Source organism: Microbacterium sp. BWR-S6Y, from assembly GCF_041379845.1.
Taxonomy (GTDB): domain Bacteria; phylum Actinomycetota; class Actinomycetes; order Actinomycetales; family Microbacteriaceae; genus Microbacterium; species Microbacterium hydrothermale.
Window position 1 is genome coordinate 389,967 of record NZ_JBFECV010000001.1, and the last position, 12,507, is coordinate 402,473.

The following is a 12,507-nucleotide window of genomic DNA, read 5'->3' on the forward strand; positions in this document are numbered from 1 at the left end:
CCGGCCGCCGCCGTCCCGCGGAGTCCGGCCCTCGGACCCCCGGCCCCCGCCGCCGTCCCGCGGAGTCCGCCCCCGACACGCCGACGAACGGCATCCCCCATCACCCCGAAGAGCCCCGACTCCGCACGACGGCACCCGTCCGCGGGACACCGGGCACCGGGGCGCGAGGCGACACCCCGCGGACGGCCGCCGGTGAGGCGTGTCCGCGGGATGCCGCCCCGGGGCGCTCAGCGCGACGCGGTGCCGCGCGACCCCGCGGCCACGGCGCGGCGCGCGCGCCAGCCGAGCAGCAGGTCGATCACCACGAACGCCGCGAGGGTGTAGCCCACGAGCGGCAGGAACAGCCCGATCGCGATCGCGACGACGAGGACCGCCGCGATCCCCCACCACGGCGCGCGACCGAGCACCCCGCGCGCGGGGGCGATCGCGAGGCCGCGGGTCGGCCGCCGCTTCCACCACATCGCGTATCCCAGCACCACCAGGGCCGCGATGCCGAGAGCGAGCGCGAACAGCACGAGCTGGTTCGCGAGGCCGAACATCGTCCCCATGTGCAGGTCGATCCCCCAGCGTGACAGCTTCGCCAGCAGCGGGAAGTCGGCGAAGTCGATCCGGTCGGTCACCTGCATGCTCGATCCGTCGATCGCGACGGCGTCCACCTCGGTCGGGAAGCTGCGGTGGATCTCCTGCACCACCCACGCCTTCCCCGCGGCGGCCGGGGGTTTGATCTCGACGTCTCCGCTGTTGACGTTGATGCGCTGCGCGATCGCGAGGACCGCGTCGAAGGTCGCGGGGTTGGCCGCACCCGTCGGCGACGAGGTCGCGCCGCCGTGTCCGGCATGTCCAGCGTGCTCACCGCCCGCGGACGCCGCGCCGTCAAGCGAGGTCGTCAGCGCGGGAGTGCCCTCTCCGACGGCGGCGCGCAGGTCGGACACATGGGCTCCCGCGAACGTCGACCAGGTGATCCCGGTCGCCGAGAGGAACACCGCGCCGAGCACGACCCAGATCCCGACCGAGGTGTGCCATCCCGACAGCCGTCGGTACCCGGTGTGACGGCGGTTGGGGCGCAGCAGGTCGCGGCGTCCCCGGCGCGAGCGCACGAAGCGTCCGAGCCACAGTCCGAGCCCCGCGAGAGCGACGATCCCGAGCCAGGATGCCGCGAGCTCGCTGTACCAGCGCCCTGCATCGCCCAGGTGGAGGGAACGGTGCAGGTCGCTGATCCAGTGCCGCAGGGGCAGGGCGCCGCTCGTGCCGTAGGCGGGGAGGTCGCCGCGGATCTCGGTCGTGGCCGGATCGACGAAGATCGCCCGCGTGGTGCTCTCGGGCAGTGTCTCGTCGGCGAACATGACGCGCGTGGTCGCCCCGGCCTCGGGGGCGGGGCGCACGGCGACGGGCGTCGACCCGTCGCCGAGATAGGCCTCGGCCGCTTCGATCTGCGCGGCCAACGGCACCCCGGCGGCATCCGACGCCGCGGTCAGCTCGTGCGCGTAGACGATCTTCTCGAGCGTCGGGGTGACGGCGTACAGCGCTCCGCTCACCGCCGCGACGAGGATGAACGGTCCCACGAGGAGACCGGCGAAGAAGTGCAGGCGCCGCAGCAGCGGGGTGAACCATCCGCCGCGGCCGGGACGCGTGGCCGCACCCGAGCGGGGAGCCGATGCCTCCGCGGCGGGCTCGGCGGGTTCGACGGTCGTGGTCACGACAGGATCCCCTCTCCGATGAAGCCGCCCTCGCGGCATCCCGGTGGCACCGCGAACACCGCCGATCCGATGGGGGTCGTCCACTCGTTGAGGAGATCGAGCTCGTCGAGTCTGCGTTGGATGGGCACGAACTGCCTTTCGATGTCTGCTTGGAACGACACGAACAGCAGGCCCGCGTCGCTGACCGCGCCGGCGGGCGGCGTCTGGTCGTAGTTGTAGCCGCGGCGGAAGATCCGCTGCGTGGGGTCATCCGGACGCGAGCGCCGCAGGTGCGAGAACTCGGCGATGACGGGGAAGCCGATGGCATCCGTCGCGTCGAAGTCGGGTTCGTCGAACTCGTCGGTGCCGGTGAGAGGGGCGCCCGAGGACTGGAACCTCCCGACGGCCTGGTCGCGGCCGGGGCGGTCGAGGTGATCCCACTTGTCGAGGTCCATCGCGATGCGCCGCACCACCATCCCGGTTCCCCCGGCGAGCCATCCCTCCCGTGCCCAGACGATGTCGTCGAAGGCGGTGGTCCCGGGCACCGGGTTGGCGGTGCCGTCGACCTGGCCGAAGAGATTGCGCATCGTCGTCCCGGGGCGCTCGGTGCCGTGCGCGCGACGGAAGCCCTGCTGCACCCACCGCACGGCGGCGAACGCCCGCGCGTCCTTGAGCAGCATGCGCGCCGCGTGCGCGACGGTCACGGGGTCGTCGGCCGCGACCTGCAGCAGCAGGTCACCGTCGCCGTACTCCGGCCGGAGGCGGTCGATCCCGAACGCCGGGAGCGGCTGCAGCCACGCCGGGGCCGACGCTCCGGCCCGTGCGACGAAGGCCGGTCCGAACCCGAACGTCACCGTCAGTCGCGCGGGGGCGACGGCCAGCTCGGGTTCGGTGTCGGCCAGGGCGCCGCGCCCCTGGGTCAGCCGGGCGGCGTCGTCGGTGAGGGTGCGCATGAGCCGTCGCATCCCGTCGCGATCGACCTCGGCGAGAAGGTCCAACGCGATGAGCGAGACGTGCGCCTGCGCGTCGGTGTCGACGCCGGCCTGATGCATCCCGTAGAACGGCACGGTCGTCTCGCCGTTCAGCGGCGTCGACGCCCCGGGATCCTGCGCGCGGGCGGACACGGCCGCGTCGATCCCGATCGCCGCCGCCGCCCCGACGCCCGCGACCGCCCCGCCGAGCAGGAAGGTGCGTCTGGTCGCACCTCCGCTGTCGGCGGGGCTTCTGTCTCGACGGGCCATCAGTGACCCATGTCCATGTCGCCCATGTCGCCGCCCTCGTAGTTCTCGTTCGCGCCCGAGAACTCCTTCACGGGAGCGGTGATCTCGGCCGTCGAGTCGTCGGCGAAGGTGAGCGTGATGGTCGTCTCCTCGCCGGCGCGCAGCGGCGAGGTGACGTCCATGAACATGAGGTGGTTGCCGCCGGGCGCGAGCTCGATCGATCCGCCCGCGGGGATGACGAAGCCGCCCTCGACCTCGCGCATCACCATCTGACCGGACTCGTTCGGCACGGTCTCGTGCAGTTCCATCGCGGAGGTCGCCTCATCGGTCGCCGAGACGACCGTGAGATCGGTGTCGCCGTCGTTGCGCAGCTGGCCGAAGCCGGCGGTCATGCCGCTGTCGGCGGCCTTGACCCACACGTCGGTCGAGGAGAACGCGTCGGCCTGCGGCGAGGCGGGGGCGGAGGATGCCGGGGCGGAGCAGCCCGCGAGGGCGAGAACGGCGGCGGCGGCGAGGGCGCTGAAGCGCAGGGTACGGAGGGTCATGAGAAGCCTTTCAGGACTGTGCGTCGCGCGCGGCGCGACGGCGGAGGAAGAAGAACACGACGAAGATCGCGAGGGCGACGGCCGCTCCCGCTGCGGCGACGACCACGACGCGGGGGATCCCGGCCGCATCGTCGACCACCGGATCGGATGCCGCCTCGGCGGCGGGGACCGCGGCGGCGCGCTCGAGGGGAGCGCCGTCGCCGACGGTGAAGGGCACGACGCCCGAGATGGGATGACCGTCGCTCGAGACGACGCGCCACCGCACCTCGTACCCCGCGGCGGGCAGCTCACCGCGCAACGGCACGGTGACCACCCCCGCGGAGAGGAGGGGGTCGGCGCCCGCCCAGTCGACGCCGTCGGCGTCGGCCACGACGACCTCGGCGCCCACGTCGAGCACGTCGGCCGAGAAGCTCAGGGAGATCTCATCGGGGGCGGATGCCAGACGCTCACCCTCGGCGGGTGTACTGGACAGGAGTTGATCGTGGGCGGATGCCGGGACGATCGACGCCAGAACGACGGCGACGGCCACGACGATCCCGCCCGCGAGGACACGGAAACGGAACATGGGGCACTCTCCGGGTGCACGCGGCACCCGTACATCGGCGCCCGTGCGAAGGCACGGGGCCGCCGCCTCGCGAGCACGGCGGACGAGCGGCACGCGCGGCGATGCGGGGAGGCATCGGCGTGGCGCCCGTGGCCGGTGCACGAGGGCACGGGAACGAGAAGACGTCCGGACGACGTCGAACGACCCCGCCCGGGCGCACGAGGCCCCGTCGGGATCGACCGCCCCGTCGCCGACTCAGGCCGACGGAGCGGAACTCACGCGGTCCGTGCCGGTGGCCCGCGCCGCCTCGCGGATGCGACGATGAGCGCCGAGACGGGCCGCACGACGGCCACCACCTCGGCCGAGACGCGGCGCAGCGGCGCCGGGCCGAAGGTCGCCGCGATGATCCGGGCGCGCGCGCGGACCCAGGCGATCGAGCGCTGCGCGAGCTCGCGCAGGGCCGCGAGCGTGCGTTCCCCGCGGTGCAGGGCCACGGTGGTGACGAGGGCCGCGACGGCGTGCCACGCCCACATCCCGGCATCCGTCGTCATCACGTGCGGCATGGCGCCGCCGGTGGCGGCGGTGGGCACGGCTCCGTGGACGTGTCCCTCGGCTCCCGGCCGATAGCTGCCCAGCACGAAGAGAGTATGGAACAGCACCTGGCTCACCGCGACCGCCAGGCCGAGCCGCACCACCGAGGTGCGGCGGCCGGCCAGCGCGGTGCACGCGACGAACGAGAGCGCGAGCGGCACGACGATGCCCAGGATGCCGGGAACCTCACCGCCGCCGGAGACGTGCGACAGCAGGGCGACGAAGGTCGCGACGGCAGCGGCGGCGGCACCCCGCGCGACGCGCGTGCCCCGGCCGTGTCGTCGCATGGCCTCCATTGTGTCAGTCACGGCGCACACGCCCGACCGGATCGTCGCGATGTCGAGCGACCGCGCGCCCCCGAGGACGACCGGCTCGCTACGATCGGCTGCGACGACAGGAGTCCCCGTGACCGATCACCCGTCTGCTGGACACCCCCGCGCCGTCATCACCGGCGCGAGCGGATTCGTCGGGCGAGCTCTGACCCGCGCGTTCGCGCAGGACGGCTTCGACGTCGTCACCGTGGGCCGCTCCGGCGACGCGACCTGGACGGATCCCGGCGGGATCGCGCGTCTCGTCGACGGCGCCGACGTGCTCGTCAACCTCGCCGGCAAGATCGTGTCGTGCCGGTACACCGACGCGAACCGCGACGAGATCCTGCGCTCCCGTGTCGACACCACACGGGCTCTCCACACCGCCGTCCGCACGGCAGAGCGACCGCCGCGCGTCTGGATGAACGCCTCCACCGCCACGATCTACCGGCACGAGACCGAGAGCGGCAACGACGAGATCGACGGCGTGATCGGCGAGGGGTTCTCGGTCGACGTCGCCACGAGCTGGGAGCGCGCGTTCTTCGCGGGGGATCTTCCCGAGACCCGGCGCGTGGCCCTGCGCATGGCGATCGTGCTCGGCGACGGCCCCGCCACCCGCATGCTCTTCGCCCTCGCGCGTCTCGGGCTCGGCGGTCCGCAGATCGACAGCTGGTGGTTCCCGCACCGCCGCTACCGCGGGATCGGCGCCCACCCCACCGGTCCCGTGTGGTCGTCGTGGCACCGCACGCGCGGTCACCAGCGCTTCAGCTGGATCCACATCGACGACGTCGTGGCATCCGTCCGCTTCCTCCGCGATCACGACACGCTCTCGGGGCCGGTAAACCTCGCCGCGCCGGGGGTCGGCGACAACCGCACGCTCATGCGCGAACTGCGCCGGGTGGCCCGGATGCCGTGGGGCCTCCCGGCCTGGCGGTGGATGCTCGACCCCGCGATGGCGATCCTGCGCAACGAGCCCGAGCTGGTGCTGAAAAGCCGATGGGCGGTCCCCCGCGTGCTCACCGACGCCGGATTCACCTTCGCGTTCCCCGAGCTGGGGGCCGCTCTCGACGACGTCGCGGCGACGCGTCGGCCGCGGGCGCGCGACCTCTTCTCCGCCTGAGCGGCGGAGCGGGGTCGAGACGCCGCGGAACGACGACGCCGCTTCGACGCGTCCGGCCGAGGGCGGGACGCGCGGAGCGGCGCGACGACGGGGGACCGGCGATCAGACCTGTCGGCGGATGAAGCGCATGAGCGCGGCGATGACGCCGATGATCAGGATGATGATCCCGATCCAGAGCAGGAACTTCACGGCCTCGACGAAGACGCCGAGGAAGAGGAGCACGAGGCCGACGATGACGAGGATGATGGCGAGAGCGGGCATGCGCCCCACCCTGCACCCCCGGGCCGACGCGCGCGGCGGCCTTGACACGCGCGGGGTCGCGCGACAAGGACGTGTCAAGACGGTCGCGGACGCGGCATCCGCCCACTAGCGTCGGGAACACCACGACCCCGAGGAGGCGGCAATGGCCGAGCGCGACGTCAACGGACACGGCACGGAACCCGGTGAGGGCGCGTACACCGACGTCCAGCTCCCCGACGGGAAGATGGACCACGGCAGCGCGGACGAGGCCGGCGAGTACGTCGACCGTCAGAACGCCGACGGCAGCGAGAGCCGGTCGCGCGTCGACGAGGCCGGGGCCTACACCGACGTGCAGCAGCCCGGTGGCCACGAGGCGCGCGAAGACGTCGACGACCCGGGCGAGTACACCGACCGCGATCGCTGAGTCAGCGGTTCAGCGTCTCCGCGGGGGTGACGCGGTGCATCTCGCGGTAGGCCCGCTCGAACGCGGCGACATCGGCGAAGCCCCATCGCGCGGCGATGACGGCCACGCTCGAGCAGCTCGGATCGGCCGCGATCAGGTCCGCGTGCGCGGCGCTCAGTCGCGCCTGCGACAGATAGTCCTCGGGAGTGGATGCCAGATGTCCGTTCGCGAGGAACGCGCGGCGCAGGCCCTTGGCCGAGGTGCCCACGGCGCGGGCGGCATCGTCGATCGTGACGGGGAGCGAGGCGTGGTCGTCGATCCACGACGTCGCCGACGTGTAGACCGACGCCTGCTCGATCGCCGACGCGCGACGCTCGCGGGGGTCGCCGGCGAGGGGGAACGTCTCGAGCGTCGCCGCGGCGAGGGAGCGGCGCACCTGGGCGCGAACCAGGGGTTCGGCCAGCAGGGGGGTCTGCGTGAGCGCCCACCGCATCGTGGCCAGCCAGTAATCGCGCATCCGTCGCGACACCGGACCGGTGCCGTCGAAACGCACCTCGAGCTCGTCGTCGCCGTACATCGTCCTCGCCGCCTCGGTGAGCCATGCCGCGTCGAAGGTCAGCAGATCGACCTCGGTCTGGTTCGGTCGACCCGAGAGCTCCTGGCCGGGTTGCACGAGACCGGGCTCGACGCTGTAGTCCCCCGCGCACGACCCGATGCGCCACGCGAGACCGGGACCGGAGGTGGCGAAGAAGAACCGGTCCGCCTCGTAGGCGATCTCGGCGCGGCAGGCCCACGTCAGCCTCCGCAGCGCGAAGCCGGCATCTCCGACCGCGTGCTCGGCGATCGCCGCGCGGTCGGCGAGCAGATCGACGCGCCCGTAGTGCGCCTGGAGCCAGGCCTGCGTGTCGGAGGCGTCGGTGGTGCGGACGCGCGCATCGAAGAAGTCGTTCATGGCGAGGGGCGCTCGTCCCCGGAAAGACGTCGCGACAGGGCCCATGATAGTTAACCCCCGCTTCGAAACAGCCTGGAAAGAGCCTCATGCCCGATGAACCCGTCATCCGCCCCATCACGCCCGACGACGCCGGCGAGGTGCTGACGATCCAGCGCGCCGCGTTCGCGAGCGAAGCCCTCATCTACGGCGATCCCGACATGCCGCCGTTGACGCAGACCCTCGAAGAACTCGCGGCCGAGCTCGTCGAGAACCTGGGCTGCGTGGCGGTGACCGACGGACGTCTCGTCGGAGCCGTGCGCGCCCGGCGAGACGGCGACCTGCTGCTGATCGGACGCCTGGCGATCGCCCCCGACCAGCAGGGCGAGGGCCTGGGCACGCTGTTGCTCTCCGCCGTCGAGGAGCGCGGGCGCGAGGCCGGGGCGAGCACGGCCGAGCTGTTCACCGGCGGGCTCAGCGAGGCCAACCAGCGTCTGTACGAGCGCGAGGGGTACGAGCGCACCGAGACCACCGCCGACGGCGAGATCTTCTACCGTAAGCCGCTCGGCGTCTGAGCGCCCCGGGTGGCTTCGACAGGCTCGGCCACCCCCGGACGACCCGGTCCCTGAGCTCGTCGAAGGGACCGACGGCTCCGACACGCTCAGCCGCCTCCGCACGACGAGGTCCCTGAGCTCGTCGAAGGGACCGGGACCCGCGGAAGGGCCGCCGCCCGATCCCGGACGACGGCCCTTCCGCGCGAAACGCTTACGGCGTGGGCATGCCGCCGTTGACGTTCAGCGTCTCGCCGATGACGTAGCTCGACTCGGCCGAGGCGAGGTACACGTACGCCGGCGCCAGCTCGGCCGGCTGACCCATGCGTCCCAGCGGGGTCTCCTCGCCGAACTCGTCGACCTTCTCGTCGGGCTGGCCGTCGGTGACCTGCAGCGGCGTCCAGATGGGGCCGGGGGCCACCGCGTTCACGCGGATGCCCTTCGGCGCGAGCTGCTGGCCGAGCGCCTTGGTGAAGGTGTTGATGGTCGCCTTCGTCGAGGCGTAGTCGACGAGGATGGGCGCGGGCGAGTACGCCTGGATCGACGTGGTGTTGATGATGGTGGAGCCGGGGGCGAGGTGCGGCACGGCCTCCTTGCAGATCCAGAACATCGCGTACACGTTGGTCTTGAAAGTGTCGTCGAACTGCTCGTCGGTCAGCGTCGTGACGTCCTCGTTGAAGATCTGCTTGCCGCCGTTGTTGACGACGATGTCGAGGCCGCCGAGGCCGTCGACCGCTTCCTTCACGAGCGTGCGGGCGTACTCGCGCTCGCGCAGGTCGCCGGGGATCTGCACCACCGTCGCGCCGGCGTCGCGCAGGATGCCGGCGATGCGGTCGGCATCCACCTTCTCCTCGGGCAGGTACGACATCGCGACCGACGCTCCCTCGCGGGCGAAGGCGATCGCGGTGGCCGCGCCGATGCCGGAGTCGGCGCCGGTGATGAGCGCCTTGCGCCCCTTCAGGCGTTCTCTGCCGACGTAGGTGTCCTCGCCCAGCGCGGCCTTCGGGGTGAGGTCGGCGTCGAGGCCGGGCTCCTTCGCATCCTGGGACTGCGGATCGATGTCGGCGTAGAGCTTCGCCGGGTCGGTGAAGGTGTACTGCGTGCTCATGGCGAGTCCTTTCGTAGGGGGGATGCCGAGGCGGGGACCGCCCCGGCGGAGGGTCAGCGGTCCGCGAGGTCGGCGTCGTCGACGAGGTCGCGGATGACGAGGGCGGCGTTGATGAGGGCGAGGTGGCTGAGGGCCTGCGGGAGATTGCCCCAGAAGGCCCCGTCGGATTCGGCGATCATCTCCGAGTAGATCCCGACGTCGTTGCCCTGGGCGACGAGAGCGTCCATCGCCTCGAGGGCCTCCGCGTGACGTCCCACGCAGGCGAGCGCCGTCGCGCGCCAGAACGCGCAGGCGACGAAGGTCTGCTCCTCCTGGTCCATCCCGGTGTACCGGTAGACGAGGTGGTTCTCCGTTGTGAGGCGCTCGGTGATGGCATCCAGGGTCTTCGACATCCGCTCGCCGCGGTCGAACCCCGTGGGCGCGTGCAGCAGTACGGAGGCGTCGAGGTCGTCGGTTCCGGGGGCGAGGGTGTACGCCTGCAGCGTCTCCGACCAGCAGCGCTCCTCGACCCAGCGGTGGATGCGATCGCGCTCGGCCCGCCAGCGGTCGCCGTTGTCGGGGATGTGCCCGCCCTCTGCCAGCCATTGGGCGTCGTCGAGGGCCTTCCAGCACCCCATCTTCGACGAGGTGTAGTGGCGCAGCTCGGGCAGTTCCCACATGCCCGAGTCCTCGCGGCGCCAGAGGTCGCACGTGCGGTCGGCCACGTCGGCCAGGAGCCGTCCGGTCTGGATGTCGAGGCGGTTGCCGGCTTCGACGTAGGTGCGGCACAGCGCGATGAGATCGCCGTAGACGCCGAGCTGTAGCTGCCCCTGCGCGGGGTTGCCGGTGACGACCGGCTGATTGCCGTTCCATCCCGGCACCTGATGCTTCTCGAGGCCGATCTCGGCGTCGCCGTCGAGGGTGTACATCACCTGCACCTCGGGGCCGTTCTTGCGGATCGTGCGCAGCAGCCACGAGATCGCGGCGTGCGTCTCCTCGCGCAGGCCGAAGCCCACCCAGGCGTGCGCCGTGTAGGCGAGATCGCGCACCCAGGCGAAGCGGTAGTCCCAGTTCTTGCCCCCGCGGGGGTTCTCGGGCAGCGACGTGGTCGCGGCGGCCGCGATGGCGCCGGTGGGGCTGAACAGCAGGAGTTTCAGGGCCAGGGCGCTGCGCTGCACGTCGTCGGCCCACGGACCCTCGTACGAGAACTCGTCGGACCACATCTCCCAACCACCGATCGTGCGGTCGATGCCGCGGTCGACGTTCTTCGCGTCGGGGATCCGCAAGGGCTCGCCCTCGGTCGCGGCGACGACGAGCAGGTGCCGCGACCCCTTCGTCGTCGTGAAGCTCCCATCGATGCTCTCGTTACCGGCATCCGGATCGCCGTGGAGTCCGTGCTCGTGTCCCGTCACCGCGAGGGAGACGTGCCCGATGCGCATGATCGAGAACCCGTCGATGCGCTCGGTCCAGGGGGCCGCGGAGCGCAGCATGGTCCCGGGCTGCACGCACCACGAGAACTCGACCTCGCCCTCCACGCCGTCGACGCGGCGGGCGAGCTCGGCCCAGGGCAGACGACCGGCGATACCCGTGACCATCGCATCGGTGACCGTCGCGACGCCCGTCGCGGTGGTGAAGGTCGTCTCAAGCACGTTGGTGCGCGGGATGTAGCGGCGCGTGACCTCGTACTCCCCCGCCGGTGCGAGTCCGATGCATCCGCCGGCGCCCTCGTCGACGAGACGGGCGAACACCGGGCGCGAGTGGATGTTCGGCAGCGGCAGCCAGTCGACCGAGCCGTCCAACCCGATCAGCGCGACCGTGCGTCCGTCGCCGATCGCGGCGTAGTCGCGGAGGGGCCGGGAGGGGGCGGGCGGTGTCAGGGGCACGAGCCTCACGCTATGAAAGGCCGCGCCGAGCCTCCCCCGGGGTTGTCGTCCGCGGCCGGAGCGGCTACGGATCGGCCGATTACCTCTCCGCCGACGCCCTCGCAACCCCCGCCGCGTGTGCGAAGACGGCGCCTAACGTCGCTATCGACCGTGAGCGAAAGGAACGCGCATGTCCACCACCACGAAGGACGCCCCCACCAAGAACCGCCGCCGCCCCGCGCGCGGAGGCAGCGGTCCCGAGACCACCGACGAGCAGAACGCCGAGAAGGGCTTCCAGGCGTCGGAGCAGCTGACCGACGCGCTGCAGGCCGTGCTGGTCGACCTCATCGAGCTGTCGATCCAGGGCAAGCAGGCGCACTGGAACGTCGTCGGCAAGAACTTCCGCGACACGCACCTGCAGCTCGACGAGATCATCGACGCCGCCCGCGAGTTCGGCGACGAGATCGCCGAGCGCATGCGCTCGCTGCACGCCCTGCCCGACGGCCGCAGCGACACCGTCGCCGAGACCACCACCCTGCCCGAGTTCCCGCAGGGCGAGGTCGACACGGCCGAGGTCATCGACCTCATCACCGAGCGTCTCGACGCCGTGGTCGGCACCGTCCGCGACGTGCACGACGACGTCGACGACGAAGACCCCACGAGCGCCGACATCCTGCACGGCGTCCTCGAGCGCCTCGAGCAGCTCTCGTGGATGGTCAGCGCCGAGAACCGCGTCGCCCGCAAGTCCTGAGAAACGACGAACACACCGGATGCCGGGGCCTCAGGGCCTCGGCATCCGTCGTTCGTGCGGGGGTCCGGGCGCCGCGCCGATGGTAGGCGCGGACACGAGGACGTCAGCCGCGCGCGATCAGCAGCGGCGGTTGCGGCCCCTCGAGTCGCGCGAGCGACGCCTTCATCTCGACGATGCTGTCGTTCATCCCGGCGATCTTCGCGGTGATGTCGAGGATGTTGGCGTCGATCTTGAGCAGCCGGTCGTCGATCTGCCGTTCGCGCGCGTCGATGCGGGCCATGCGCTCGTCGAACCGGGCGTCCGCACGGTCCATCCGCGCGTCGGCGCGTTCCATGCGGGACTCGAGACGGTCGAACCGGTGGTCGATCTGCTCGAACCTCTGATCGACCTGCTCGAACCGACGGTCGACCTGCTCGAACCGCTGATCGACCTGCGCGAACCGCTGGTCGACCTGCGCGAAGTTGCGGTCGGTGCGACGCTCGACCCGGTCGAGCATCCACTTCATGCCCCCGAGGATCGCCGCCGAGAACGTGAGGAAGAAGGCGGCGAGGGCGACGAACATCTGCGCCGTGTCGAGGGTCATGGGCCGTCCTTCCTGTTCGCGGGGTGGGTCCAATTTACGACACCGCCGAGCAGGGGTCGCATGCGCACATGCGATCGGTGGAGAACTTCACCCTCCGC

At 71.8% G+C, this 12,507-nt stretch carries 14 protein-coding genes; 4 read left to right on the plus strand and 10 right to left on the minus strand.

The features are described 5' to 3' along the window. Window positions 1–227: 227 nt before the first annotated feature. The 5 genes from AB1K56_RS01790 to AB1K56_RS01810 all read right to left on the minus strand — a co-directional run bounded on the left by AB1K56_RS01790 (window position 228) and on the right by AB1K56_RS01810 (window position 4,884). On the minus strand, window positions 228–1,736 hold the full coding sequence (locus AB1K56_RS01790) for a PepSY-associated TM helix domain-containing protein (protein WP_371204282.1): 1,509 nt from the start codon (window positions 1,734–1,736) through the stop codon (window positions 228–230). Continuing rightward, window positions 1,694–2,917, minus strand: a complete 1,224-nt coding sequence (locus AB1K56_RS01795) for a Dyp-type peroxidase (protein WP_371204283.1) — start codon at window positions 2,915–2,917, stop codon at window positions 1,694–1,696. Before AB1K56_RS01795 ends, AB1K56_RS01790 begins: the two co-directional genes overlap by 43 nt. Further along, window positions 2,917–3,441, minus strand: coding sequence for a copper chaperone PCu(A)C (locus AB1K56_RS01800; protein WP_371204284.1), 525 nt, complete (start codon window positions 3,439–3,441; stop codon window positions 2,917–2,919). Before AB1K56_RS01800 ends, AB1K56_RS01795 begins: the two co-directional genes overlap by 1 nt. Before the next feature lie 10 nt (window positions 3,442–3,451). Beyond that, window positions 3,452–4,006, minus strand: coding sequence for a copper resistance protein CopC (locus tag AB1K56_RS01805; RefSeq protein WP_371204285.1), 555 nt, complete (start codon window positions 4,004–4,006; stop codon window positions 3,452–3,454). Between the two features lie 254 nt (window positions 4,007–4,260). Continuing rightward, entirely contained in the window at window positions 4,261–4,884 is a 624-nt protein-coding gene (locus AB1K56_RS01810) for a hypothetical protein (RefSeq protein WP_371204286.1), read from the minus strand. Window positions 4,885–4,981: 97 nt separating this feature from the next. Here AB1K56_RS01810 and AB1K56_RS01815 point away from each other — a divergent pair, with 97 nt between their 5' ends. Further along, window positions 4,982–6,004, plus strand: a complete 1,023-nt coding sequence (locus AB1K56_RS01815) for an epimerase (RefSeq protein ID WP_371204287.1) — start codon at window positions 4,982–4,984, stop codon at window positions 6,002–6,004. 102 nt (window positions 6,005–6,106) lie between these two features. Here AB1K56_RS01815 and AB1K56_RS01820 read toward each other — a convergent pair whose 3' ends face one another. After that, window positions 6,107–6,265, minus strand: coding sequence for a hypothetical protein (locus AB1K56_RS01820; protein WP_371204288.1), 159 nt, complete (start codon window positions 6,263–6,265; stop codon window positions 6,107–6,109). 142 nt (window positions 6,266–6,407) lie between these two features. On the opposite strand from AB1K56_RS01820, the gene AB1K56_RS01825 reads away from it, so the two are divergent. Further along, window positions 6,408–6,668 (plus strand): hypothetical protein, encoded by a 261-nt coding sequence (locus AB1K56_RS01825; RefSeq protein ID WP_371204289.1) that lies wholly within the window; start codon window positions 6,408–6,410, stop codon window positions 6,666–6,668. A gap of 1 nt (window position 6,669) precedes the next feature. Here AB1K56_RS01825 and AB1K56_RS01830 read toward each other — a convergent pair whose 3' ends face one another. Further along, window positions 6,670–7,599 carry a helix-turn-helix transcriptional regulator gene (locus AB1K56_RS01830; RefSeq protein ID WP_371204290.1) on the minus strand — a complete coding sequence of 310 codons (930 nt, stop codon included), beginning with the start codon at window positions 7,597–7,599 and terminating at the stop codon, window positions 6,670–6,672. An 86-nt stretch (window positions 7,600–7,685) separates the two neighbouring features. Between AB1K56_RS01830 and AB1K56_RS01835 the strand changes: the two genes are divergently transcribed. Continuing rightward, window positions 7,686–8,150, plus strand: a complete 465-nt coding sequence (locus tag AB1K56_RS01835) for a GNAT family N-acetyltransferase (protein WP_371204291.1) — start codon at window positions 7,686–7,688, stop codon at window positions 8,148–8,150. A 190-nt stretch (window positions 8,151–8,340) separates the two neighbouring features. Here AB1K56_RS01835 and AB1K56_RS01840 read toward each other — a convergent pair whose 3' ends face one another. Then, a complete protein-coding gene (locus AB1K56_RS01840) occupies window positions 8,341–9,234 on the minus strand; it encodes an SDR family oxidoreductase (protein ID WP_371204292.1) in 894 nt (297 codons plus the stop codon). Window positions 9,235–9,287: 53 nt separating this feature from the next. After that, window positions 9,288–11,096: a glycoside hydrolase family 15 protein gene (locus AB1K56_RS01845; protein ID WP_371204293.1), complete on the minus strand. Its 1,809-nt coding sequence runs from the start codon at window positions 11,094–11,096 to the stop codon at window positions 9,288–9,290. Window positions 11,097–11,265: 169 nt separating this feature from the next. Here AB1K56_RS01845 and AB1K56_RS01850 point away from each other — a divergent pair, with 169 nt between their 5' ends. After that, complete coding sequence (locus AB1K56_RS01850; RefSeq protein ID WP_116536354.1) at window positions 11,266–11,826, plus strand: Dps family protein; 561 nt, start codon at window positions 11,266–11,268, stop codon at window positions 11,824–11,826. 103 nt (window positions 11,827–11,929) lie between these two features. Here AB1K56_RS01850 and AB1K56_RS01855 read toward each other — a convergent pair whose 3' ends face one another. Further along, complete coding sequence (locus tag AB1K56_RS01855) at window positions 11,930–12,409, minus strand: hypothetical protein (RefSeq protein WP_371204294.1); 480 nt, start codon at window positions 12,407–12,409, stop codon at window positions 11,930–11,932. Window positions 12,410–12,507 lie beyond the last annotated feature (98 nt).